27 protein-coding genes are annotated in these 24,287 nt (G+C 56.8%); 8 read left to right on the top strand and 19 right to left on the bottom strand.

Annotated elements, in window-relative coordinates:
* Positions 1 to 55: 55 nt before the first annotated feature.
* The 4 genes from QZ862_RS15485 to QZ862_RS15470 all read right to left on the bottom strand — a co-directional run bounded on the left by QZ862_RS15485 (position 56) and on the right by QZ862_RS15470 (position 3,112).
* Positions 56 to 1,456: a HAMP domain-containing sensor histidine kinase gene (locus QZ862_RS15485; RefSeq protein WP_296100843.1), complete on the bottom strand. Its 1,401-nt coding sequence runs from the start codon at positions 1,454 to 1,456 to the stop codon at positions 56 to 58.
* Positions 1,446 to 2,117: a response regulator transcription factor gene (locus QZ862_RS15480; protein ID WP_296036985.1), complete on the bottom strand. Its 672-nt coding sequence runs from the start codon at positions 2,115 to 2,117 to the stop codon at positions 1,446 to 1,448. The genes QZ862_RS15485 and QZ862_RS15480 overlap by 11 nt, the downstream gene beginning before the upstream one ends.
* 89 nt (positions 2,118 to 2,206) lie before the next feature.
* Positions 2,207 to 2,476, bottom strand: a complete 270-nt coding sequence (locus tag QZ862_RS15475; RefSeq protein ID WP_296015535.1) for a hypothetical protein — start codon at positions 2,474 to 2,476, stop codon at positions 2,207 to 2,209.
* Positions 2,477 to 2,803: 327 nt separating this feature from the next.
* On the bottom strand, positions 2,804 to 3,112 hold the full coding sequence (locus QZ862_RS15470; protein ID WP_296077649.1) for a Dabb family protein: 309 nt from the start codon (positions 3,110 to 3,112) through the stop codon (positions 2,804 to 2,806).
* 746 nt (positions 3,113 to 3,858) lie between these two features.
* On the opposite strand from QZ862_RS15470, the gene QZ862_RS15465 reads away from it, so the two are divergent.
* Positions 3,859 to 5,520 carry an alpha/beta-hydrolase family protein gene (locus tag QZ862_RS15465; RefSeq protein ID WP_296100842.1) on the top strand — a complete coding sequence of 554 codons (1,662 nt, stop codon included), beginning with the start codon at positions 3,859 to 3,861 and terminating at the stop codon, positions 5,518 to 5,520.
* Between the two features lie 28 nt (positions 5,521 to 5,548).
* On the opposite strand, the gene QZ862_RS15460 is transcribed toward QZ862_RS15465, so the two are convergent.
* Positions 5,549 to 5,980, bottom strand: a complete 432-nt coding sequence (locus QZ862_RS15460; RefSeq protein ID WP_296036992.1) for an Lrp/AsnC family transcriptional regulator — start codon at positions 5,978 to 5,980, stop codon at positions 5,549 to 5,551.
* Positions 5,981 to 6,103: 123 nt separating this feature from the next.
* Here QZ862_RS15460 and QZ862_RS15455 point away from each other — a divergent pair, with 123 nt between their 5' ends.
* Positions 6,104 to 7,204 (top strand): saccharopine dehydrogenase family protein, encoded by a 1,101-nt coding sequence (locus tag QZ862_RS15455; protein ID WP_296100840.1) that lies wholly within the window; start codon positions 6,104 to 6,106, stop codon positions 7,202 to 7,204.
* Between the two features lie 196 nt (positions 7,205 to 7,400).
* Here QZ862_RS15455 and QZ862_RS15450 read toward each other — a convergent pair whose 3' ends face one another.
* The 8 genes from QZ862_RS15450 to QZ862_RS15415 all read right to left on the bottom strand — a co-directional run bounded on the left by QZ862_RS15450 (position 7,401) and on the right by QZ862_RS15415 (position 14,232).
* A complete protein-coding gene (locus QZ862_RS15450; RefSeq protein WP_296015542.1) occupies positions 7,401 to 7,829 on the bottom strand; it encodes a MucR family transcriptional regulator in 429 nt (142 codons plus the stop codon).
* Positions 7,830 to 8,241: 412 nt separating this feature from the next.
* Positions 8,242 to 8,583: a monovalent cation/H(+) antiporter subunit G gene (gene mnhG / locus QZ862_RS15445; RefSeq protein ID WP_296015543.1), complete on the bottom strand. Its 342-nt coding sequence runs from the start codon at positions 8,581 to 8,583 to the stop codon at positions 8,242 to 8,244.
* Entirely contained in the window at positions 8,580 to 8,984 is a 405-nt protein-coding gene (locus tag QZ862_RS15440) for a cation:proton antiporter (RefSeq protein ID WP_296036998.1), read from the bottom strand. Before QZ862_RS15440 ends, mnhG begins: the two co-directional genes overlap by 4 nt.
* Positions 8,981 to 9,460 carry a Na+/H+ antiporter subunit E gene (locus QZ862_RS15435; RefSeq protein WP_296100839.1) on the bottom strand — a complete coding sequence of 160 codons (480 nt, stop codon included), beginning with the start codon at positions 9,458 to 9,460 and terminating at the stop codon, positions 8,981 to 8,983. Before QZ862_RS15435 ends, QZ862_RS15440 begins: the two co-directional genes overlap by 4 nt.
* Positions 9,457 to 11,037, bottom strand: coding sequence for a Na+/H+ antiporter subunit D (locus QZ862_RS15430; RefSeq protein ID WP_296101025.1), 1,581 nt, complete (start codon positions 11,035 to 11,037; stop codon positions 9,457 to 9,459). The genes QZ862_RS15435 and QZ862_RS15430 overlap by 4 nt, the downstream gene beginning before the upstream one ends.
* A gap of 17 nt (positions 11,038 to 11,054) precedes the next feature.
* The gene (locus QZ862_RS15425) at positions 11,055 to 11,432 is read right to left on the bottom strand and encodes a Na+/H+ antiporter subunit C (protein WP_296100838.1); all 378 of its coding nucleotides are present in this window, start codon (positions 11,430 to 11,432) and stop codon (positions 11,055 to 11,057) included.
* Entirely contained in the window at positions 11,432 to 11,851 is a 420-nt protein-coding gene (locus QZ862_RS15420) for a Na(+)/H(+) antiporter subunit B (protein ID WP_296100837.1), read from the bottom strand. The genes QZ862_RS15425 and QZ862_RS15420 overlap by 1 nt, the downstream gene beginning before the upstream one ends.
* A complete protein-coding gene (locus tag QZ862_RS15415) occupies positions 11,848 to 14,232 on the bottom strand; it encodes a putative monovalent cation/H+ antiporter subunit A (protein WP_296100836.1) in 2,385 nt (794 codons plus the stop codon). The genes QZ862_RS15420 and QZ862_RS15415 overlap by 4 nt, the downstream gene beginning before the upstream one ends.
* Before the next feature lie 173 nt (positions 14,233 to 14,405).
* On the opposite strand from QZ862_RS15415, the gene msrB reads away from it, so the two are divergent.
* The 3 genes from msrB (at position 14,406) to bioB (ending at position 16,798) form a co-directional block, all read left to right on the top strand.
* On the top strand, positions 14,406 to 14,816 hold the full coding sequence (gene msrB, locus QZ862_RS15410; RefSeq protein ID WP_296015553.1) for a peptide-methionine (R)-S-oxide reductase MsrB: 411 nt from the start codon (positions 14,406 to 14,408) through the stop codon (positions 14,814 to 14,816).
* A gap of 418 nt (positions 14,817 to 15,234) precedes the next feature.
* A complete protein-coding gene (locus QZ862_RS15405; RefSeq protein ID WP_296100834.1) occupies positions 15,235 to 15,810 on the top strand; it encodes a biotin transporter BioY in 576 nt (191 codons plus the stop codon).
* Positions 15,803 to 16,798, top strand: coding sequence for a biotin synthase BioB (bioB, locus tag QZ862_RS15400; RefSeq protein WP_296100833.1), 996 nt, complete (start codon positions 15,803 to 15,805; stop codon positions 16,796 to 16,798). The genes QZ862_RS15405 and bioB overlap by 8 nt, the downstream gene beginning before the upstream one ends.
* A gap of 43 nt (positions 16,799 to 16,841) precedes the next feature.
* Here the strand turns inward: bioB and QZ862_RS15395 are convergent, their stop codons facing one another.
* Entirely contained in the window at positions 16,842 to 17,237 is a 396-nt protein-coding gene (locus tag QZ862_RS15395) for a rhodanese-like domain-containing protein (RefSeq protein ID WP_296015557.1), read from the bottom strand.
* Positions 17,238 to 17,305: 68 nt separating this feature from the next.
* Here QZ862_RS15395 and ftrA point away from each other — a divergent pair, with 68 nt between their 5' ends.
* A complete protein-coding gene (gene ftrA, locus QZ862_RS15390; RefSeq protein WP_296100831.1) occupies positions 17,306 to 18,328 on the top strand; it encodes a transcriptional regulator FtrA in 1,023 nt (340 codons plus the stop codon).
* On the opposite strand, the gene QZ862_RS15385 is transcribed toward ftrA, so the two are convergent.
* From QZ862_RS15385 to QZ862_RS15375, 3 genes are all read right to left on the bottom strand, one after another.
* On the bottom strand, positions 18,312 to 18,812 hold the full coding sequence (locus tag QZ862_RS15385) for a GNAT family N-acetyltransferase (protein ID WP_296037012.1): 501 nt from the start codon (positions 18,810 to 18,812) through the stop codon (positions 18,312 to 18,314). The genes ftrA and QZ862_RS15385 overlap by 17 nt on opposite strands.
* A gap of 97 nt (positions 18,813 to 18,909) precedes the next feature.
* On the bottom strand, positions 18,910 to 19,581 hold the full coding sequence (locus QZ862_RS15380; RefSeq protein WP_296077665.1) for a hemolysin III family protein: 672 nt from the start codon (positions 19,579 to 19,581) through the stop codon (positions 18,910 to 18,912).
* A 116-nt stretch (positions 19,582 to 19,697) separates the two neighbouring features.
* Positions 19,698 to 20,108 (bottom strand): universal stress protein, encoded by a 411-nt coding sequence (locus tag QZ862_RS15375; protein WP_296077667.1) that lies wholly within the window; start codon positions 20,106 to 20,108, stop codon positions 19,698 to 19,700.
* Between the two features lie 193 nt (positions 20,109 to 20,301).
* Here QZ862_RS15375 and QZ862_RS15370 point away from each other — a divergent pair, with 193 nt between their 5' ends.
* Positions 20,302 to 21,189 (top strand): VOC family protein, encoded by an 888-nt coding sequence (locus QZ862_RS15370; protein WP_296100830.1) that lies wholly within the window; start codon positions 20,302 to 20,304, stop codon positions 21,187 to 21,189.
* Positions 21,190 to 21,289: 100 nt separating this feature from the next.
* Positions 21,290 to 22,456, top strand: a complete 1,167-nt coding sequence (locus QZ862_RS15365; RefSeq protein ID WP_296037017.1) for an AI-2E family transporter — start codon at positions 21,290 to 21,292, stop codon at positions 22,454 to 22,456.
* Between the two features lie 22 nt (positions 22,457 to 22,478).
* Here the strand turns inward: QZ862_RS15365 and QZ862_RS15360 are convergent, their stop codons facing one another.
* Together QZ862_RS15360 and QZ862_RS15355 are read right to left on the bottom strand one after the other, a co-directional pair.
* Entirely contained in the window at positions 22,479 to 23,216 is a 738-nt protein-coding gene (locus tag QZ862_RS15360; RefSeq protein ID WP_296100829.1) for a polysaccharide deacetylase family protein, read from the bottom strand.
* Positions 23,217 to 23,271: 55 nt separating this feature from the next.
* Positions 23,272 to 24,192 (bottom strand): dihydrodipicolinate synthase family protein, encoded by a 921-nt coding sequence (locus QZ862_RS15355; RefSeq protein ID WP_296100828.1) that lies wholly within the window; start codon positions 24,190 to 24,192, stop codon positions 23,272 to 23,274.
* Positions 24,193 to 24,287 lie beyond the last annotated feature (95 nt).

Here is a 24,287-nt window from a genome sequence, read left to right as displayed (position 1 = left end):
GGTCAGGCAGGTTTTAACGTTCTTTCAGTTTGAATTAATTGCCTTTTCCCATGCCTTAAGCAAGTTCTTTCGAAAGGCCCGGCAAAAGCAGCGCGGCCTTCAACCCGCCGAGTTCGCTTCGCGACAAGGCAAACTTGCCGTGATATTCGGAAACTACCTCGCTGACGATGGAAAGGCCAAGGCCTGTACCGGGTCGGCTTTCATCGAGCCTTCTGCCACGCTTGAGCGCTTCGGTAATTTGGTCGGGCTCAAGACCGGGACCATCATCTTCGACCGTCAGTTCTACCCAGGCGCGACGGGTAATGTCCGGATCGGATGATGTGTGACTTCCGGTCGTCATACGCACGACGACGCGCTTGTTGGCAAACCGTGCCGCATTTTCGAGAAGATTGCCGACGACTTCTTCCAGATCCTGCTGCTCCATGGCGAGAAGGACACCGGGCTGGTGAAGATCGAGTTCGAATATTTTATCGGGATTGAGACGCCGCATCACACGGATCAGACGCTCCAGCGCCGGCTCTGCTTCGGCGCGCGCCAGGATCGAGCCACGCTGTGCGGCGATGCGGGCCCGCGAAAGATAGGACTGAACCTGCGCCTGCATGGCATCGGCTTGCGCTCGTACCAGATCGCCATGCTGGCTGTCCAGCGTGCGCGCCTCGTTCAACAAGACTGCAATCGGCGTCTTCAATGAATGGGCGAGATTGCCGACCTGCATGCGCGCGCGCTCGACGATACGCCGGTTGCTTTCGATCAGCGCATTGACCTCATGGGCGAGTGGCTGAATTTCCCGGGGGAACTCACCCTCGAGCCGCTCCGCCTCGCCACCGCGTATCTTGCCGAGCGCCACGCGCGCGTGGTCCAGCGGGCGGAGACTATAGAGGATGGCAAGGCCATTAACGACGAGACTGCCGACGCCGAAGACGGCGAGCGCCAGATAAAGGCTATTGGAAAAATCCCGCACGTCGTCTTCCACGACGTTCAGATTGCCGGTCACGCGAAACCGCGCCGCCCTGCCCTCTCCATCCAGCACGACCTCGGTTTCGGCCACCTGAATGCGATTTCCGGCCTGATCGGTCAGCGTGTAATAGCGCTCGTAGCGGTTATCGAAGGGAACATCGAGAATGCTGGGAACTGCAAGCTTGGACACACCCAGCGAAGAAGAGACCAACTGCGCTGTCTGGAAGTTGCCGAGGGGTTCAACAACCCAGTACCAGCCGGTGTCGGGCTGGGAGAAACGCAGATCGCCAAGCTGAGGGCTGCCCGCAAGCGTGTTGTCATTGGAAATCGTCACGGAATTGATGACGTTGTAAAGCTGGGCGCGCAACAGATCTGTAAAGCTGCGCTCGACGCCCTGGCGATAGAGCGTCGAAATCACCACTGCGATCACCACCAGCGCCAGCACGGACCATGCCGACGCCAGCAACAGAACGCGGGCGGTGAGTGAATTACTTCGCATCTTGCGGCGCTTGCATCCGGTAGCCGAGGCCACGAATGGTCTCGATCAGATCGACCCCGAGCTTCTTGCGCAGTCGACCAACAAAGACTTCGATCGTGTTGGAATCCCGATCGAAATCCTGATCGTACATATGTTCGACGAGTTCGGTCCGCGATACGACCTCACCCATGTGATGCATGAGATAAGACAGCAGACGGAATTCGTGGGAGGTAAGCTTCAAGGTTACGCCGTTGACCGTTGCCTTGGAGGACTTCGTATCGAGCCTCACAGGGCCGCAGACAATCTCGGAGGACGCATGGCCAGCGGCGCGGCGAATCAAAGCGCGCACGCGGGCAAGAACCTCCTCCACATGGAAAGGCTTTGTCACGTAATCGTCCGCGCCCGCATCTATACCGGCGACCTTATCGCTCCAGCGGTCACGTGCGGTCAGGATCAGAACAGGCATCGACTTGCCGGACGAACGCCACTTTTCGACGACGGTGATGCCGTCCATCTGCGGCAGGCCGATATCGAGGACGATTGCGTCATAGGGCTCCGTATCGCCGAGATAATGCCCTTCCTCGCCGTCGAAAGCCTGATCGACCACATACCCCGCCTCTTTCAGCGCGTCGGTCAATTGACGGTTCAGGTTGGTATCGTCCTCGACCACGAGAATGCGCATCGTCTGCCCCTTTTTCAGTCCAACCGGCCGCGGGCCGGCATTCGAAACATGTCTATAGGAGATGTACGGAGATTTAGGCCGGGATTCAACTACATAGGTACGCGCATGGTCACCTTGCGCGGACGTTCGCCATTGCCCTGCACCAGCACCGTGACCACGCAGGACTGACCATCGCCGGACGGATAGACGGAAAGAAGCTGACCGCCAGTTTCACGGACGACGCGGGAAACAGCGCCGGTACAATCGCTGGCAACGCGCACGATCGGCGCTTCGACGGCACCGGCCCGCAAATCCACTTGCGGCGCGGGGAAGCCGGATAGTCCAGCCGCAAGCGTCGCAATGATGAGAGGAGATGCCATTTGCAAAAACTTCCACAAAAAGTCGGATGCGCGTCAAATAGTTTGTTGCCGCAATATTTAGCTCAAAGCGCCTGAATGGCAAATGAATGTGGTCTTTTGCTGCGGTTCAAGCTGGGGACGGCCGCAGCCTTACAATGGCAAACCGCGCATCGGTCAGTCAGAAATGGATGGCGAGGTGACGCATCCGCTCCACTGGCTTCTAGCCCCGTTTCCGACGCGCTTTGCCCCTTCCTTGAATCTTTTGAACCGTTTCAACGAAAAACCTGCCGAGCAGCTTTCGGCCGTTAAGGCGACGACTGAGGAAAGCAAAAGGCTTGTCTCACCCGCCTAGATGATTGGCGCCTTGACGGCTTTGTCGGCGTCGAAGTCAGCGGCAACCCGAGTATCGCGCAGCGGTTTCACGGTGTTGGTGGAAAGCTCATAGGCGGGGTCGGCCTTATAAGCAGCCAGTGCATCTTCACTTTCGAATTCGCCATAGACGATGAAATCCACCGAATTCCCCCACTGATCTTTCTTGACGTTCTCTCCAATCTCCAGTTTCGAGGCATGCGAGATCGCAGTCAGGCCGGACAGGCCCTTGCGCACGGCATCACGGTTAGCTTCCGGTACAGTGAAGAAAACGATGTGGCGGATCATGAATGTGCACCTGTCATTGAACACGTCGCGACAAATTTAAAGGGACCGCCTATCACCCTGTGGCGACGCGTTCAATCCGCTAGCCAGCGACTAACCACGCGTGTTCATCAAAATGATGTGCCGATCCGGTTGTCCGGACCGCAAGGACGGCGCCTCTGCCGCTTTTTAGAGTGTTTAAGTGGGCACATAACACTTGGATAGGCGCAAGAATCATCGCCCGCAAAAGCTCATGAAGCGCCTGGAAAATGCAACTGCAGGCAAGTGACGGATTTTTCCCCACTCGGAGCGTCACACTTAAATCGATTTGAAAAAATCTTAATCGATTTTAATAGCTACGAACCGATTTAAGGAAAAATTTTTGCTTGAATTCCGGAACCTCTCGCCCTCTTACTTGGTTTCAGAGCCCGCAAATGGAGCTGCATCAACCAGTCAGGAGGAATGCCATGACAGCGACAATTCCCCAAAATATTTACGACCGCCTCGAGAGCGAGTGGCGGCAGATGCGCGAAGGCGGAAGTCAGCCAAAGCCTTCACAGTCTCCAAAGAAGTGATTGCCGCACACACGCCATGATGGCGGTTTTCGGCATGTGAGAACAGCCCGTGATGTGACGAAAGTCCATCGCGGGCTTTTTTACTCTGTGATTTCTTTCCTAGGTGCAAAGCCCGAACTGGATTGACCATCGCGCAGTCGCGATGCTTCAGTTCAATTTAGAACGCTCAGCCAGAATCATGGGAGGAGTCGCTGCTTGCGATGGATCAGGCGCTTTCTCGGACCGCTCTCCAGTACTGGTGTCGTTTTCGGCACGCTGCTGTTCTGCGCGTCGCTCACCCCTTCGCTTCTGCCACGTACCTTCATCATGCAGGGCGTGCTTTGCGGATTTTCCTTTGCAATCGGGTATCTGATCGGCATCCTGCTGAAGACGATTTACGTCTATCTTGAGTTGCCGCAACCCTCCAGGCATGATCGGCGCGGCATCCGCTTTGTCTTGTCGCTTGCCGCTATCGTTTCCGCAATCGGTTTTCTCTGGCAGGCGGGGCGTTGGCAAAACTCCATCCGTCTGCTGATGGAAATGAGCCCGCTGGACAGCAGTCACCCCATCAGAACCGGAGCGGTCGCGGTGGCCGTTGCCGCTATTCTGATTGGCTTCGGGCGGCTTTTCCAACTGGTGCGCCTTTTGCTAGCGCTGCGCAGTCGACGCTTTCTTCCGCGCAGGCTGGCCAATGTCGTAAGCGCGATTGCGGCACTAGTGCTCGGCTGGATGGTGCTGAACGGCCTGATTTTCGATATCGGACTGCGCTTTGCCGATAGCTCGCTGAAGCAGGTGGACAGCCTTATCGAGCCCGACGTCCCCAAGCCGACCGACCAGCTGAAAACCGGCAGCGATGGCTCGTTGATGACGTGGCAGTCTCTCGGCCGTCGCGGACGGGAGTTCGTTGCCACCGGCCCCACCGCGCAGCAGATCGCCAGCTTCACGGGCCGTCCCGCTCTTGAGCCGATCAGGGTCTATGCCGGCCTCAACTCGGCAGATACGCCGGCAGAACGGGCAAAGCTTGCACTCGAAGAGTTGAAACGAACGGGCGCGTTTCAGCGTCAAACGCTGCTCGTCGTGGTACCGACCGGCACGGGCTGGATCGATCCGGAAGCTCTGGATACGGTCGAGTATCTGCACAATGGCGACATAGCCAGCGTTGCGGTCCAGTATTCCTATCTGTCCAGCTGGATCGCCCTTCTGACGGAGCCGGATTATGGGGTCGAGACGGCGCGAGCTCTTTTCGAAGAGGTCTATGGCTATTGGACGACGCTGCCCAAGGAAACGCGGCCAAAGCTCTATCTTCACGGGCTTAGCCTTGGTGCGTTGAACAGCCAGAAATCGTCAGATCTTTATGACGTGCTGGCGGATCCGTTTCAGGGCGCGCTGTGGAGCGGACCACCTTTCGCAAGTCCTACATGGCGCATGGCAACCAATGGGCGCGTCGATGGAACACCGCAATGGCTGCCTCGATTCCGCGATTCGTCCGTCATTCGCTTCGCCGATCAGTATCAAACCGCCAAAATGCCGAATGCGTCCTGGGGGCCGATGCGGATCGTGTATCTGCAATATGCCAGCGATCCGATCACGTTCTTTGAGACGTCATCTCTGTACCGGCGTCCCGAGTGGATGAACCAGCCTCGAGGGCGCGATATCTCCTCATCGTTCCGCTGGTTTCCGCTCGTCACCTTTCTGCAGTTGACGCTTGACGTGGCCGCAGCGACGACCGCTCCGATCGGCTACGGTCACGTCTATGCACCGGAACATTACATCGATGCATGGATGGAGGTGACCACTCCGCAGGGCTGGAGCGAGGACGAGCTTCAGCGGCTGAAGATGTTCTTCAAGGCTCGGCGCGGAAGTCTCGATCAGGCGTGAGGCGATCGTCGACGAAAAAGAGGGCGTCTCACCGAGAAATCCGCGTGGATAGAATGATCGACGAGAGGGTGCGCTCAACTCCGTCCAATGCCCCGATCTTGTCGATCAAACCGTCGAGTTCCGCAATGGAGGGGGCGGCAAGGACGGCAATAAGGTCGAAGCTGCCGCTGACGGAGTGCAGCGTCGTCACTTCCTTTATGGCAGACAGCGACATCGTCACCGCTGCCAACGCCTTTGGGGCGATGGTGATCAGCACATGGGCGCGCACAAGCCCGGACAGATAGTTTTCCGAGAGCCTGAGGCCATAGCCGGCGATTACCCCTTCTGCTTCCAACCGCTCAAGCCGCGCTTGTACCGTCGTTCGCGAAAGGCCGAGCTTGCGCGCCAATTCCGCTACTGGCATGCGGGCATTGCTTCCCAGCAAAGATAGAAGAGCGCGATCCTTGTCGGAGATGGTCATAATGCCTGTTTCCTTCGGCGTTATGTCTAAACTTACACATCTATCTGATCGAAATAAAGCTACGAATCAAACGCGGGCAACGGCATTCTGTTACCTCAATACATAATCTCAAGGGGACGGATCATGAAACACATCGTTGTCGTGGGCGCGGGCAATATCGGCTCTGCCATTTCCTGGATGCTGGCGGTGACAGGCGATTACCGCATCACCGTTGCCGATCGTGCGGTCGAGCAGCTATCCAATGTTCCGACGCATGAGCGGATCGATACGGAAGTGGTGGACATTACCGATCGGCTCAGCCTTCAGGCTCTGTTGAAGGACAAGTTTGCCGTCCTGTCCGCAGCGCCCTTCCACCTGACCGCAGGTATTGCAGAAGCTGCGGTTGCGGTTGGTACGCATTATCTCGATCTTACCGAAGATGTCGAATCCACTCGCAAGGTGAAGAAACTCGCCGAGACATCGGAAGTGGCGCTCATCCCACAGTGCGGCTTGGCACCCGGCTTCATTTCTATTGTCGCTGCCGACCTGGCTGCTCGCTTCGACAAGCTGGACAGTGTGCGCATGCGCGTTGGCGCCCTGCCGCAATATCCGTCCAACGCCTTGAACTACAATCTTACCTGGAGCACGGACGGCCTGATCAACGAATATATCGAGCCTTGCGAAGCCATCGTTGAGGGTCGTCTTACAGCCGTTCCGGCTTTGGAAGAGCGAGAGGAATTCTCACTCGACGGCGTTACCTACGAGGCCTTCAACACATCCGGAGGTTTGGGAACGCTGGCTGCCACGCTGGAAGGCAAGGTGCGCACCATGAACTACCGAACCATCCGCTATCCTGGTCACGTGGCAATCATGAAGGCGCTTCTCAATGATCTCAACTTGCGCAATCGTCGCGACGTGCTGAAGGATCTGTTCGAAAACGCGCTCCCCGCCACGATGCAAGATGTGGTCATCGTGTTCGTCACCGTGTGCGGGACGCGCAACGGTCGCTTCATGCAGGAAACCTATGCCAACAAAGTCTATGCCAGCCCGATCTCCGGCCGCATGATGAGCGCAATCCAGATCACCACGGCAGCTGGTATCTGCACCGTTCTCGACCTCCTGGCCGATGGCAAATTGCCGCTTCGCGGCTTTGTCAGGCAGGAAGATGTGGCTCTGGATGCGTTTTTGAGCAACCGCTTCGGCCAGCATTACGTGCCTCGTGAAGGCTTGGCGAAAGTCGGCTGATACGGTTCTTCTCGCAACGAGCGTGTCGCAGTCTTCCAGCTTCGCTCACGTTTTAGACATGTAAGGCTGGCGTCATTTTTATGAATGTTACGCCAGCCCGCCGGCTGTATTTGATACAACCGTCGTTGCTTAACGAAAAGCAAAAGCCGACCCGAGGGCCGGCTTTCAATTTCAGCTCGGTCAAGTGCGAAGAAGATCAGCGGCCGGACTTACGGCGCTGTCCAAGCCCCATTTCCTTGGCCAGACGCGAGCGCGCTTCGGCATAGGCAGGTGCGACCATCGGGTAGTCCACCGGCAAATCCCACTTTTCGCGATATTCTTCCGGCGTGATGCTGTGGTGCGTCGTCAGGTGACGCTTGAGCGACTTGAAAGAACCACCACATTCCAGGCAGATGATCTGATCATCCTGAACCGACTTTCGAACAGAAACCGCCGGCTTCTGTTTTTCAACGCTCACCGATGCCGCCACCGGAGCGGATGTACCGCTCAGAGCGTTGTGTACATCGGAAATCAGGCTTGGAAGTTCCGCGACCGGAACAACGTGGTGGCTAACATAGGCGGCAACAATATCCGCAGTCAGTTCGACAAGCAGATTCTGGGCTCCGCCATATGTAGTTTCCGTCATTTCATTGTCTCCTGTTCATGTCTCGCATAGCGATGGGCAGAGCCACATGCGCCAGTATTGCAAAGTAAAAACCAACAAAACTGCACTGTGTGTATGACACGAAGCCAGCCCCAAGCTTCATGCAGAATAGGCGGGATTACTGATGCGACCAACGTGATCCGCGACTGTATCTCTGGCACTAACCCAACAAGACTTTCCGGTCTCATGTAGGGCGTAGAGAAACGCCAATAACGAATAGCAAATCAGCTTCAGAAACTTTGCGTATCGTTGGATATCACCAAACCAAAAAAAGTCCAGATATTATTTTGGAACAACTCAGACCATATTTCCGGAAATTCATATATAAAAAATAACGGGTAACAAAATATTTAGTAGCTAGAAATCCGTACAAGTTAACGGCGAAGTTGTTTTTTCACTTGGACTTCCGATCTGCTTCCAAGTCATCCGCGATTGAGTGAAAAGACAATTTATATCCAACCTGATGCGCCGATTTTGCAAGCAAATGCGCAGATATTGGGGCAGTAAGAATAACGAACAGAAAGCCTGCGAAGGCGCGCGCAAATACTGCAAGGTCTTGGGAATAAAGGCCAACTCCAAGAAGAAGGAGCCCTGAGCCGACCGTGCCTGCCTTGGATGCTGCATGCATTCTTGTGTAGAGATCGGGCAGACGGTTAAGGCCAATGGCCGCTGTCAGGGAAAACAGCGCCCCGACGATGAGCAGCACAGTTATGATCGTTGCAAGTACCCAAGTCATCTCTTCTTGCCTTTCTTCTTTGTTCCCCTGCCCTTTAATTTTGTACCCGCGACATTTTGCATATTCATCTCCGCAGGCAGGACATCTGGACCATCGAGAATCTGTCTTTTTCCACTCTTTTCTTCAGGCCGGCGTGACAATATGAAGCGGGCAAAGGCCACCGTCGCCAAAAAACCGACGAGGCAAAGGGCAATTGCGATATCAATGTAGAGATTGAAGCCACTGCGCACCGCAATCACCGCGATAAAACCAATGGCAATCCCCACCAGCATGTCGAGCGCCACGACACGGTCCGGCAGCGTCGGGCCGACCACGACGCGATAGACGGTAAGCAGAAAAGCGATACAAAGAATAAGGAGCGCCACAAGCGAGGCGTAAGAGACGAGTATCTCCGGCGTCATCTGGCGAAAGCCTCCATGATCTTGCGCTCGAAGCCATCGGCGATGGATCGTTTCGTCGCCTCGACGTCGCGGCAATCCAGAGCATGGATGTAGAGCGTCTTGCGATCTTCCCCTACATCCACGGCAAGAGTTCCTGGGGTAAGCGTGATCAGATTGGCGAGAAGGGCGATTTCGAAATCACGCTCAACCGTCAGAGAATAAGCGAAGATGCCGGGCTTCAATTCCATCCTTGGCTTCACGACGAGTTTTGCGACAGTCCATGCGGAAAGCGCCAACTCCTTGATGAAAAGCAGGGCCAGCGAAACCGTGGCCAGAGGTCGGATGCCCGCTCTGTCACCCCTCTTGATCTGGTGGCGAATAAGCCCAAGCGACAAGGCCGCCACCACCGCCCCGAAGAGCAGGTTGGGAACTGTGTAGCTGCCGGAGATGGCAAGCCAAATCAGCACGAACACAAGGCCGGTGAAAAAGAGGCTCATCGAAGCGCTCCTTGCGGAAAGACCGAACGAATATAGGCGGAGGGATCGCCAAGCGTCTGGGCCGCGCTTTGGCTGATCTTCATAAGGGGCTCGGGAAAGAGACCCGCCACGACGATCAAAAGAGTGAGAGCCGCCACGGGCATCATCGATGGCGGTCTTCCGGACGCCGACGCCAACGGCGCCCTGGCTGGCCTCGACATTTCAGGTGCGGCTGGTTTCCAGAAGCATAGGAGAAACGCACGCCCAAGAGCGATTGTAATGATAAAACCCGAAATGAGGATTGATGCAGCAAGCCACCATGCGCCGATGTCGATCGCGGATTTGGTGAGCATGGCCTTCGGCCAGAAACCGGAAAAGGGTGGAAGGCCCGCGCCGGCAAAGAAAAGCACTAGAACCATGGCGGAGAACCATGGCGCCCCGGCATAGAGCCCCCTCAATCCAGACAGCGTCCATGCGCCGCCGAGACGAGCCGCGTGACCGATGGCAAGGTAGAGCGCCGTCATCAGCACGATGGAATTCAGCGCATAGAAAATTGCGCCGCTCAGCGCTGCCTGTGTGCCGATCGCCACACCCGCCATGATGGAACCGATGCCGGAAATGACGATGTAGCCAAGCATGCGGCGCAGGTCATTCTGTGCGAGCGCTCCCATGGCGCCGAGAATCATCGTCAACGCAGCGGAGACGGCTATCACAAAACTGAGTTCCTCGCGCTGCACCGGAAAGAGCATCACCATGACGCGCAACAGAGCGTAGACGCCAACCTTGGTGAGCAAGCCGCCGAATAGCGCGGAAACGACGATCTTGGGTGTGTGGTACGATGCGGGTAGCCAGAAATTCACTGGGAAAGCTGCCGCCTTCATCGCAAAGGCGAGCGTAAAGAGCGATGCAAGCGTCATCAGAGGCGCGGTCGGCCCAAGTGCCGTAGCTTTCCTTGCAATATCGGCCATGTTGAGAGTGCCGAAAATGGCATAGAGATAGCCGACGGTAATTAGGAAAAGCGTCGTTCCGAGAAGATTGAGCACGGCATATTTCAATGCGCCGTCGATCTGCTCTCGCGTAGAGCCGAGTACGATGAGGCCGAAAGAGGAGATGAGCAGCACCTCGAACCAGACATAGAGGTTGAAAATATCTCCGGTCAGAAACGCACCTGTGACGCCGGCCATCATCAACATCATGAACGGGTAGAAGCCGTAGCGTCGCTCCCGATCCTCACAATCGCGCGCCGCGTATATAGCACAGGCAAGCGCTGCAATGGCGCCAGCCAGTGCCAGCACAGTTCCGGTCAAATCCGCCGTGAAGGCTATTCCGAAAGGCGGAAGCCAACGGCCCATTACCATTGTGAATGGCCCTTGCGACGCCACGCGCCAGAGCAGTGCCGCGTCCAGCGCCACAAGAAGGCAAAGGCCCATTATCGTGATTGGAGCATGAAACCTTGTCCGATGGCGAATCATCATCAGCACTGCGCCGAGACCGATATAGAGGGCGACCGGCATCACGATCACCCAGTCGGCAAGTCCAGTGGGTTGCATGACGAGAGCGGCAGATAGGTCGACGGCGGCGGGGCCGGATGCTGCGATAAGAAATTGCGTGATCATTAATACCCCACCGGCGGGAGCGGCTCGCCTTGCGGCTCAGCTGCACGCATTTCGTCCGTATCGTCGGTCTTCAACTCCTGAAACGCGCGCCAGACGAGTACCAGCAGAAAGCAGAAAAAGCAGAATGAAATGACGATCGCCGTCAAAATAAGAGCCTGCGGCAGGGGATTTGCCGTGTCCGGCGGCAGCGCGTCCATACCTGCTGGAATGATAGGTGGGACTTGGCGATGCAGGCGGCCGGCGGTGAAGAGCAACAAATTGACGGCGTTGCCAAGGATCGCGATGCCAAGCAGAAGCCGAACGCTGCGGCGAGACAGCATGAGATAGATCGCTGTCGAGAAGAATACGCCGACGAGGATGGAGAATATCGCTTCCATCAGTCACGATCCCTTTCTTCCAGCGCGAGCGCGATGGAGGTGAAGCCACCGACAACGACCAGGTAGACGCCTATGTCAAAGGAGATGACGGTGGCCAACGGCATTTCCACACCGAAGAGGCTGGGGTAAATCCACAAGCCCGTCATGAAGGGTACGTCGACGAAGATCGAGATCATACCGGACAGCGTCGCCAGCAAAAGACCGAAGCCGGCAATCGACAAGGGGTGGAAAATTATGGCACGCCGGACCGCGTGTACGCCATAGGCGATACCATAAATGGCGAGCGCTGAAACGGCAATCAGACCGCCAATGAAGCCACCGCCAGGTTCATTGTGACCGCGCAGCAGCACGAAGATCGAAAACAGTGTCATGACACTGGTTATGACGGGCGTAGCCGTCCTGAAGATCAGCGTATTCATGCCCTGCCCTTCCCTACACGATCATAATCGTCATCCGGATTGTTATCCGCAGGACGTAGTTTCGAGCCTGTGCGGATGCGGATAAGCGACAGAATGGCCAGCGCCGTGATCATCACCACGGCAATTTCTCCCAATGTATCGGTCCCGCGGAAATCGACGATGATGACATTCACCACGTTGTTTCCATGGGCGATAACCTTGGAATAAGCATTGAAGAACGCGGTCAGGCTATTGTCGAAGGGCTGTTCGGTCGATTTCAGCAGCATCAAGGCAAATCCGATGCCGCAGGCAACCGCAATCGTTCCATCCATTAGCTTCTGACCAAACCCGCGGTGATCCGATGGCAATAGACGCAGGCGTGTCATGACCAGAGTGAGGATCACCACCGAGAGTGTCTCGACCATGAACTGCGTGAAGGACAGGTCCGGCGCACCGAATAGCAAAAAGAGCACCGCGACCGCGAAACCCTGAATTCCAAGCGCGACAATGGCGGTCAGTCGGCTGGACGCCATCAGCACGGCGACCAGGCCGATGACGGCGATCACCACGAAGGTCAGCTCCTGAATTTGAGCCTTGGCTGGCCAGATCGGCATGGCCGGCAACTCGTCGTATATAAAAAGCGGGATCAGAAGAGCAGCTGCGATCATCGCGCATGTCGCGGTAACGTAAAATTCGAGCCTGCCCGGCTGAAGAACTCGCGTGAGACTGGCGGAGACGCGCACGAGACCGGAGACGAAGGCATCGAACCCCTTGTCGGGTCCGGGACCGACGGCATCCAGCGTGCGGGTCATCAGATCACGCGCCTTGGCGAGCATCGTGAATATCATGACGCCAAGGCCGATGGTGAACAGCGAAAGCGCTAGCGGTATACCGATATGCGGTATCAGCGACATTTCGACGGCCCGAGGATCGCCGGCAACTGCACTTGCCATGGGTGTGGAGACAGCCGCGTGAAATGTGTCTGAAAATACGGCAGAGACCAGACCGAAGAATGCCAGCACCGTGGGTCCGAGCCACAAAAGCACGGGTCCTTGATGTGCTGCTTTCGGCGTCTTCAGTGGCACGCCGACGAAAGGCTTGAGCCCCACCGCAAGAGCGATGGCCAGCATCAATGCGTTGCCGATGATTGCGACACCGGTAAAGAGAATTGCGCGCGGGTTTGCGTGGGCCAACGCATAATAAATCTCCTCTTTCGCCAGGAAACCGAAAAAGGGTGGCAGCCCCGCCATGGAGAGTGCGGCGGCGAAAGCTGCGGCAAAGGTGATCGGCATCGCCTTTCTCAAGCCCGCGAGCTGGCGCACGTCGCGGGTTCCGGTCTCATGGTCGATGATCCCGGCCACCATGAAGAGGGAGCCCTTGAAGAGGGAATGAGCGATCAGATAGAGCACAGCCGCTTCGAGAGCATGCTCCGACCCGAAGCCGATCAGCATGACCAGGAGGCCAAGCGACGACACGGTCGTGTAGGCGAGCATAAGCTTGAGGTCGGTCTGGCGAATAGCCATCAATGCGCCGATCAGCATCGTCAAGCCGCCGAAAAATGGCAGCAGAATTTGCCACGCAGCAGTATCGCCCAGGACCGGGTTAAGGCGCATCAACAGGTAGATGCCTGCCTTTACCATGGTCGCCGAATGCAGATAGGCGGAGACAGGCGTCGGCGCTTCCATGGCGTTGGGCAGCCAGAAGTGGAAGGGAAACTGCGCGGATTTTGTGAATGCACCGCCGAGCACCAGCACCAGCGCCGCGAAATAGAACGGGCTTTGGCGCAGCACATCGCCGCCATGCACAAGCAGCGAGAGCTGTGTCGTGCCGCTGATGTTCCAGATGAAGAGAAGCCCCGCCAGCAAGGCAAGACCGCCTCCGCCCGTCACTAGAAGCGCCTGGAGCGCGGCACGACGGGAGGCTTCGCGATGATGATCGAAGCCGATAAGCAGGAACGAGGTGATCGAGGTCAGTTCCCAATAGACGAACAGCATCATCAGGCTGTCGGATATCACGACGCCGAGCATGGCGCCCATGAAGAGAAAGAGAAAGGCCAGAAAGCGGCCCTGCTGCGGATGGCCTGCCATATAGCCACCGGCATAAAGCACGATCAGCGTTCCAATACCGGCGATCAGCAGTGCGAAGGTAAGCGAGAGTCCATCGAGGAACCAGGAGAAGCTGAGATTGAAGCTCGGTACCCAGACATAGCCGCCGGTTACCACCTCGCCAGCAGCGACTTCCGGCAGAAACCGGAGGAAATGCGCGAAGACGAGAACTGGAACGAGGGCCAGTATCCAAGCCGCCTTGGATCCCAGTCTGGCCACCAGGACCGGAGCAAGCAGCGCTGCCAGAAATGGTGAAAAAAGCGCGATGAATGTCAGCGACGTGACATCGAATGCCATCCGGCCTCCTCTCAGAGCCGACCGCGGCTCTCAATGCTGATGCCTGAATTACGAGAAAGGTTAATATCTCTCAACCCTTTGGGCGGCAAAAAGCAGGGAAGACACGCCGATTTGACCCTCTTTCAATGAACGCGCATCGTTACTATATCTAGGCCAACAGAAAGGGGCCTCTGATGAGCGATCTCAAATCTCCCAAAATTACCAAAACCGATGAGCAATGGCGTGAACAACTCACGCCCGAGCAATACCGAATCTTGCGCGAACACGGCACAGAGCGCGCCTTTACCGGGCCATATTGGAACAGCACCGAAAAAGGTCTCTATCGCTGCGCCGCCTGCGACGAGCCGCTCTTCGTTTCCGATACGAAGTTCGATGCCGGATGCGGCTGGCCCAGTTATTTCGAACCCGTGAAGCCCGATGCCGTGACAGAGCATCGCGACATCAGCCACGGGATGGTGCGCACTGAAATTCGCTGCGCCAATTGCGGCGGACATCTTGGTCACGTCTTTCCCGATGGCCCGCCACCGACAGGCCTGCGTTACTGCATCAACGGTCACTCCATGGTGTTCGAGCCGCAAGATTGACAGCGCGAAAAACGGGTTGGCGCGTCTGCGACAACTCGTAACAAAGGCAACAAACGAAAAGTTGCCATTGGTAGTCCACCCTTGATGCACAAGAGGGCGCCCAAGACCTCTGGTCTGACGGAAAAGCGCGGCCGCTGGACGGCGGTCGGCTCTTTAGAGGGCCTGGCTTGAGGTAAGCACCTGGCCCCCTCGCGTCACCTCGGCATAACATCCTCCGCCTCTCTTTTTAACCTTCTCTGCCTGCTCTGAACGAGCCCGGCCATGTGATGCGATCCATGAGAATGGAAAAACAATCTCTCGATTTTGAAAAAATTATAGATAATTTTGCATTTTTACCTCCGATTTAGCCTCTTGACTCTCCGTAGAGTCTGATTACCCTTATCATCATCGATAAATTATCTATAATTTAGAGAGCTTGATGCATAAAGTTGAGACTGCCTTTTTCAGCGCCAAAAACCGTAGCTTGCCGTTCCGGACGGTTGCCGTTGTCGCTGGTGTCGTCCTGATGACGCTTGCCGCAAAAACGCAGGTACCGTTCTGGCCGGTACCGATGACGCTACACACCATGGCAGTGATGGGTTTTGCGATCATCCTTGGACCACGAATGGCCGTTACGATCTTCGTCGCTTATCTGTCGGCGGGCGCTGTGGGCCTTCCAGTCTTCTCCGGCTCTCCCGAGCGCGGCATCGGAATTGCCTATATGATGGGACCGACGGGTGGTTACCTAGCCGGTTTCCTTGTTGCATCCTGGCTTACAGGCTGGCTGTCGCGGAGTGGAACCCTGCTGCGGAGAACCGTTGCCATGATGGCGGGCCTGGTCGTGATCTACGTCTTTGGCATGGCATGGCTGCTCGCCTTCCTGCCCGCAGAAAAAATCTTCTCTATCGGCGTTGCGCCATTCATTCTGGGCGATCTCGTCAAAATCGGAATTGTTACTGCCGCGTCGCTTCTTCTGCCCAAAGTGAAGACGGTGGAGAATGCTGCCAATGACTGAAACGCTGCCAGCCGACGGCAAGATACGGCATGACTGGAGCGTTGAGGACATCGCTGCGCTCTACCGGCTCCCACTTCTCGAACTGGTGGGGCGCGCCAATGCTGTCCATCGGCACTATCACGATCCAAACTATGTGCAGAAGGCCAGCCTTCTCTCGATCAAGACGGGCGGCTGCCCGGAAAATTGCGCTTATTGTCCGCAATCGGCCCATCACCGCGAGGTCGATCTGACACGCGACCTGCTGATGGACCCTCGAAAGGTTCTGGACATGGCGACCACGGCGAAGGCGGCTGGCGCAGAGCGCTTCTGCATGGGAGCCGCTTGGCGACAGGTCCGCGACGGTAAGGAATTCGACGCTGTCATCGAGATGGTGGAGGGCGTGCGCGAACTCGGCATGGAGGCCTGCGTCACGCTCGGCATGCTGAAGCCGCATCAGGCCGAGCGATTGGCGAAGGCTGGTCTAACCGCCTATAACCATAATCTAGACACCAGCCCGGACTTTTACTCCCGCATCATCACCACGCGCACATATCAGGACCGGTTGGAAACATTGTCTACCGTGCGCGCCGCCGGCATCGAGCTTTGTTGCGGCGGAATCATCGGCATGGGAGAAGGCGTCAATGACCGGGCGGCGATGCTGCAGGTGCTGGCGGGCTTCGCGCCTCACCCAGAAAGCGTACCGATCAACGCACTCGTCCCCGTCGAAGGCACACCCCTTGCGAAACGTCCTCGAATCGATCCGCTGGAACTGGTGCGTATGGTGGCAACCACGCGCCTCGTCATGCCGCAATCCACTGTGCGCTTGTCAGCCGGTCGCTCACGCCTGACGCGGGAAGCGCAAATCCTCTGCCTTATGGCAGGCGCGAACTCCATCTTCTATGGCGATACACTGCTCACCACGCCCAATGCCGGCATCGGCGAGGATGCCGAATTGTTGACCGCCATCGGAGCTGTGGAAGAGACGGTTGAAACCGCACTGGCGTCGTGACGCAACGCGTGTCGACAGGGCAGCGTTTTCGCTGCCCTGCGCTTCAGCTGGCCGCAAAAGCAAACCCCTCATCCGCCCAACCAGTCATGCCGCCGATCATGATCTTCACCTTGCGTCCCAACCGAGCAAGATTGAGCGCTGCCCGGTCCGCTCCATTGCAATGTGGACCAGCGCAGTAGACGACAAACAAGGTGTCCTTGGGCCATTCCTGCATCCGCTCTTCAGTCATATCCGCATGGCGAAGATGGATCGCTCCGGGGATGTGGCGCCTAGCGAAGACCTCGGCCGACCCCACGACATGAAGAAGCACGAAGTCCTGCTGGCCTTTCTCCATTGAAGCCCATACGTCCCAGCAATCGGTTTCCACTGACAGTCGCATAGAAAAGTGGTCGATAACAACGTCTGCCGGGGCAGCAGAAATGTCAGTGACATAGCTCATGGTTCATCTCCTTTTTGTCGAGTGTCCCGAACTTAAAACGTCACTTGCTGACTTGGCAGGTGGCAGGATTGCCATATAGCGTAAAGATCATGACAAACCCTGCAGAAATTGCGAAGCCTCCCAATCGGCTCGTCGTAGCCATTGCCTATGATGGACTTTGCACGTTTGAATTCGGTGTTACGGTGGAGGTCTTCGGTCTGGCGCGTCCAGAAATGGGTGACGATTGGTACCGCTTTGCGGTGGCGGCGGTGGATGATGGGGAGATGCGCGCAACAGGCGGTGTGCGCTTCGTTGCCGACGGAGGCATCGAACTCATAGAACAGGCCGGAACGATCATCGTGCCTGGTTGGCGTGGACTTGACGCCGACGTGCCGGACGCGCTTCGCCTCGCCTTGCGAAAGGCGCATGAAAATGGCGCCCGGCTTCTTTCCATCTGTTCGGGCGTCTTCGTTCTGGCGGCCAGCGGGGTTCTCGACGGCAGGCGTGCGACGACACATTGGCGCTATACACAAGCGTTGCAGGACCGCTATCCTGCGATCACGGTGCTGCCGGATGTGCTGTATGTCGATGAGGGCAATGTCCTGACCTCTGCCGGAAGTGCTGCTGGCATCGATCTTTGCCTGCACCTGATACGCCGGGATTTTGGAACCAGGGCGGCTAATATGGTGGCGCGCCGTCTCGTGGTTGCACCACACCGCGATGGAGGACAGGCGCAGTTCATCGACAAGTCCGTGCCGGAGCCGCATGAGAAGGCACGGCTTGGGCCTCTGTTGGATATGATGCATGCCGATCTGTCGAGAGCCTACACAGTTGCAGACCTGGCTAGAATGGCTGGCATGAGCGCGCGCACGCTGCTACGCCGCTTCGAAGCGGCGACCGGAACGACGCCCGCCAAATGGCTTCTGTCGCAGCGACTGTCAAAGGCGAAAGACTTGCTGGAAAGCTCGGCATTGACGATCGACGCTGTGGCCGAAACATGCGGGCTGGGATCATCCGCCAATCTTCGTCACCACTTCCGCCAGCATTTTTCCACGACCCCTGCCGCCTATCGCGGTCGGTTCGGCTCTGAAAAGCTCAAGAAGGAACCCTGAGCTCCATTGTGGTCAAGTCCAGCCAGCGTCCGAATTTCTTGCCGACTTCCGAATATTGTCCTGCGATCCGAAAGCCGAGCTTTTCATGCAGCCGGATGGATGCGACATTTTCGGATTCGATAGCGCCGATGAGCACGTGGACGCCAGCTGCCTTGGCGTGTTCGATGAGCGACAGCATCAGCAGCTTGCCAATCCCATGACCGCGGGCTTCCCTATGCACATAAACCGAATGCTCGCGCGTGTGCCGATAGCCGTCGAAGGCACGCCAGTCACCGAATGAGGCATAGCCTGCGACCACGCCATCCTTGATCGCGACAATCACCGGAAAGCCGCGCTCCTTGCGCAGCTTGAACCACTCCTTGCGGTTCTCGAGATCGACGAGGACCTCGTTCCAGATAGCAGTCGTGTTCTCCACGGCGTCATTATAGATGTCCATGATGCCGCTAAGATCTTCGACTGCGGCGTCGCGTAGTTCAATGCTCATTTCCGATATCCATTCACGATGAATCTGTGCCGCGACCATAGGCACGGCTGCGGAGCCTGTGAAGCAGTTTCAGGGACGTTGAGGCATTAAAACGAGATCAAGAGCCGACGCCGGGCGTGATGCTGAAGCTCGTCATCACGGCCGAGTAATGTACGGCTGCCGCAGTAACTACGAAGCCATGCCAGATGGCATTCTGGAACCGCAGGCGCTCCCAGACGTGAAAGATCACGCCCATGGAGTAGATCACGCCGCCAATCACGATCAGCCACATGGTGATAGGTGCGAGATGATTGGACAAAGGCTGCGCAACCATGACCCCACTCCAGCCCATGCCAAGATAAAGCAGGATAGCAAGCCGGTCGTATCTACCTGGATAGAAGCATTTAAGAAAGATGCCGCCCAGCGCCGCCACCCAAATGCCCGCCAGCGTCAGAGCAATCAAAGGATCTTCGATTCCGCGCTGAAGAAAGGGTGTGTAAGTGGCTGCAATCAAAATGAAGATGGCAGAGTGATCGAGCCGGCGCAGCAGCCATTTCGCTCTCGAATGTGGCCAGATATTGTAGGTGAATGAAATGGAGAGGCAGAGAACGAGGCCAAGCGCGTAGATCCAGGCTGCCGCAATTGCGCTAAGACTGCCCCAGAGCGTTACATAAAAGATGAGCGCGGTTGCGCCTACAAGCGCGAAGGCGATGCCGATGCCATGCACGATGCCATCGGCCACAATTTCATGCAGATCGTACCGGCGGCCAAACGGCCAAATCTCGCTCATTTCATCTTCCCATCAGTCGTCATGTTATCATGGCGGCAATATGAGACAGGAACAAGACGAGCGATCGCCTTGAACTTCACTTTCCGTTCACGGCCGTTGCAAAAGAGGAGACATATCTAACGGTCTACCAACACCGAGCACTTGGCATGACGCACGACACGGTCTGCCGTAGCGCCGATGAAGTAGTTGGTGAAATCTGGCGTGTGCGAGGCGATGATGATGAGATCCGCGCCCGCCTCTTCCGCAACAGCCAATATTTCGCGAGCGGGCGCGCCGCTTCGAATTTCAGTGGAAGAGATTCGAGCCGATTTTTCCTTCAACACGGCAAGCTGGCTCTTGGCATCTCGTATGGCATTTTCGATGATGTCCATGGGCACGTCGATGGCTAGATAATTCGGAAGGTCTTCCACCACGTTCATCAGCACGATCTGGCCGCCTTGGTCGAGAAGCGCTTCGGCTTTCCTGACCATGCGCTCTGCCTTGTCGGCGTTGCTGAGATCGACCGGCACCAGGATTTTCGCATACATAGGTTGCTCCCTTCGTTTGGAAGCAAATGCGCTGCTTCCTCACCGGAATGATAGCCCCTTACACCGCAGCCAGCCATAACGGACGTCAAGTCGGCAAGACTTACCGTCAACGATTATTAGACAGTTTATCGCCAATCGATGAGCTTTCGCGAACGATCTCTTCGCCGCATATTGACGGCAACGGGCTCGCAATATGAGCAGACGACATGGAGATTTGCCAATGAACACAGAGAAGCAATTTGCCTTCACGCGTCCAGGCTATGTGGGCCAGGCGCATTTGGTTGTGAAGGACCTTGCGCAGGTGTCAGGGTTCTATCAAAAGATTATCGGCCTTTCGGTGATTGAGCAGAGCGCAAGCGGCGCCGTTCTAGGCGTCAATGGTCTGCCGCTCCTTACTCTCACAACCTCGAGAAACGCTGAAAAAGCTCCGGCCACCGCAGCGGGACTGTTTCACACCGCCTTTTTGCTCCCGAGCCGAAACGATCTTGCCCAGTGGCTTGCCCATGTAGCGCAAAACGGCGTCCCGCTCGAGGGCGCGTCGGATCATCTCGTCAGCGAGGCGATCTATCTTTCCGATCCGGAAGGAAACGGCATCGAGGTCTATCGCGATCGCCATCCAGACGAGTGGAACTATCAGGAAGCGGGCACGGTGCAGATGGCGACGAACAGGCTGGACCTCCAGGCGCTTTACGAAAGCGCGCCCAAAACTCAGTTCACACAGGCAATGGAGGGAACGGCCATCGGCCATATTCACCTTCAGGTCGGCGCACTGCCGCAGGCGGATGCTTTCTACCAGGACGTTCTGGGATTGAAGATCATGGCGCGTTATCCGGGCGCAAGTTTCTTCGGCTACGGCGCCTATCATCATCACGTCGCCGCCAATATATGGAACAGTAGAGGTGCTGAAGCGCGTAAGAGCAACATGACCGGCCTTTCAGGTTATTCCCTGAAATTCAACGAGCAAGCTACGCTGGATAAGGCCCTCTCCGCATTGGATCGCCTGGAAATCCCATCCGAACGCCAGGACGAAGGGATTGCCGTGAAGGACCCGTGGGGTATCGGTTTGAAGCTCTCGGCCTGACCGAACAAGGGAGGGTCTCAGATCCGCTCTGGCATATTTTAGCGACACTGGAACTGCGCTCTTCACGATGAGTTATAGCTCATCACGAGGGGTCGGGAACATGAACAGTCACGTTTTTAGCCGTAAGAAAAAGAAAACGGAGCCGCCAACGGTCGAGCAGAATCGCGATCCCGCCCTCAAGAGCGCGCTCGCGACTGCTCAGGACGACGCGCGCAGCCAGCAGCCGCTTGGACGTGAAGCGCTCGATGTCGCGGTCGCCTGGTCCGTCGTCGGCCTCTTCGTCATCGTGCTGATGGGCGTGATCCACATGCTTTCGCTGGTCCTCATTCCCATCGTCATGGCGATCGTCGTCGGCATGATACTTGGCGTTGCGGCAGAGAAGCTCGGCTCCTATGGCATCCCGGGGTTCGCAGTCGCACTCCTGTTGTCTTCCGCAGTGGCACTCGTTCTTTTTCTCGTCATCAACTCACTTGTCGGCCCTCTTTCGTCGCTAGCAAGCGAAGGGCCTGAACTTCTCGAGCGAACACTCAACCGATTTCTCCCCTATCTACAGGGCTGGCGTTTTATCAACATCACTGCATCGACGTTCAGCCTGGGCAATATGTCGATGGAATCGTTGATGTCACGCAGTGGCGAAATCATTTCGGTCGTGGGGGCTAACCTCACCCCTGCCATCATTCAGGGCTTGATCTTTTTCGCAGCGCTTCTGCTCTTCCTCTACAGCCGGCTGCGACTGCGTAAAGCCGTCATCATGGCCTTTCCGCAGCGCCATCAGCGATTGCGAACCATCCGCACGATCGCCTCGATCGAAACGGTACTGAGTTCCTATTTTACCACCGCGTCCCTGCTTTATGCCGCTCTTGGGGTGTCTATGGCGCTGATCGCCTTTCTGGGCGGCCTTCCCATGCCGTTCCTTTGGGGGCTCTTTGCCTTCCTGTCTAGCTTCGTGCCCTTTCTTGGCATCACGGCGATGACGCTGTCACTCGCCGTCGCAGGCATCATCACCCATGACAGCCTTTTTCTGGGGCTGCTTCCGTCCATCGTTTTCTTCACCATCCATCTTCTGATGGAAAATCTGGTGTTTCCGGCAGTGGTCGGCAAGAATATGGAAATCAATCCATTCCTGGTTTTCGTGGCGATCATTTTCTGGACATGGATGTGGGGAGCAGCAGGCGCAATGCTGGCACTTCCTCTATCCCTGATCGGCATGACCATCGCCCGCGAACTCTTTCCGTCGCGTCGGGTCGTACCAAACCTTCCGGCGTAGTGCGCTGGCCAGACTGATCCGATCAATTGGAGGGCATATTGAAGGCTGGATCGTCCAGCCTGACGAATGTCACTCCGCGCGCCTTCAGTGCCATCAGGCCTTTAACCACACCCTCGCCGGCCTCATGCGTCGGCTGGTTGATGTGGGAGATCACCACGTCACCATCCTTGGCGGAAGCAATGTGCTTTGAGGTGGCCGTCGCGCCGAGCAAGGAGCCGCCATCGCCGTTGATAGAATAGCCGGCGACGCGTTCACCCATCCTATTAATCGTCGTCATGGAGGTGGTGGTGTATTTTGCCGTGGCCCCACGAAACCATTGCGGCTGCCTGCCGGTCGAAGCGACGATGGCCTGCCTGCCGCCCTCGACCTCCTGAACCACGGCTTGCTCGGAACCGGCTGCGGCAATGCCATAGATCGACACTGGCTTATCGACTGCGGGAATGTGGTTTTCGCCGTGGTTTTCGATTTCGAACAGATCGGGATGCGCCAACAAAATCGCCAGCGCATCGCTATTGTGTTTCAGCCAACGGGCTGTGACGAAAATGGTCGCAGGGATTTTTTCCTGAACCAACGTATTGAGAATGCGAAAATCCGTTTTGCCCATGCAGGCATCGAGAGTGATTGCCACTCGAATGGGAGCACCTTTGGTCTGAAGCTTCTCGCCGTGCATCTTAAGGCTCGGCTCCAGAAGCCCGGTCCCCGCGAAAGCAGGAATGGCGACCGTCGCGAACATAGCGGCAAGAGCAATGGGCTTTATCATCTCACATACTTTCCATCGAAATCTCAACGGCAATGCCGCTTGTAAAACGCCAGAATTATGGCGTTGCGGCTGGCAGCGCGTCGAGTTCGGCGAGCTTTGCCAGCGCTTCCTCTACACGCTGGGTATCGCTGACGCCAAGCGGCATGATGGGCAGTGGCGGCTGATGATGGGTCAGCGACAGCAGGTTTGCAGCCGCGTAAGTGACGCGATAGCTACCGAAGGACTTGTAGAGCGTCCACAGCGGATCGAAAAACGCCTGCAATCGTTGGACTTCCGCTTTATCCCCCGCCTTCGCCGCAGTGTAAAGCCGTTGCGTCGGCGCAGGCAACAGCCCGCCGATGACGCTATACCAGCTATCCGCGCCCTGCAGCACGGCATCGGCGCAGCCCCAGTCGCCGCTGTAGCCGATGGCGAAATCGTCTCTCAGTCGAAAACGCAGTCGTTCCAGTTCCGCCTTGATATGCAGATCGGCTGGAAGCGGCATCTTCACAGAAAGAATGGTTGGAATATAAGCGAGCTTCACCAACAGTTCTTCGCCGAAAGTAAAGTGTGTGGTGGATGGGTTGTTATAGGCGCAGAGCGGCAGCGCGGTTGAACCGGCGACCGCTGCGAAGTGATGATAGGCTTCCTCCTGCGTCAACGGCGTGTATGAGACAGGCGCTAACAGAAGCGCGTTTGCGCCGGCCTTCTCCGCATCTTGCGCCAGGGCGAGAGACTGATCGGTACGCAGTGCGCCTGCGCCTACCATCAGCGTGCGCCTGCCACTCAGGCACTCGACAGCGGCCTGAACCGCACGCAATCGTTCCTCACGACTAAGATAGGCGTAACTGCCGGTGCTCCCCAGGAGGCCTATGGAATCAACACCCGCCGCATCCAGTCGCTCGATGAGACGAGATAGCGCCTCGACATCTACTCTGCCATTTTCATCTGCTGGCGTCAGCGGAAATGCCGAAAGTCCGTGAAACCTGCTGCTCATGTGAAGTCACCCCTGAAATCCCTCTTTGGACAGGATTAGGGGGCAAACGATAAAACGACAATAACGATTTGAAATCACTGAGATATCGTTGCCGA

This window comes from uncultured Agrobacterium sp., from assembly GCA_913777615.1.
Classification (GTDB): Bacteria; Pseudomonadota; Alphaproteobacteria; order Rhizobiales; family Rhizobiaceae; genus Agrobacterium.
The sequence above is the reverse complement of the archived record's forward strand: the minus strand, read 5'-3'. Positions and strand labels throughout refer to the sequence as shown.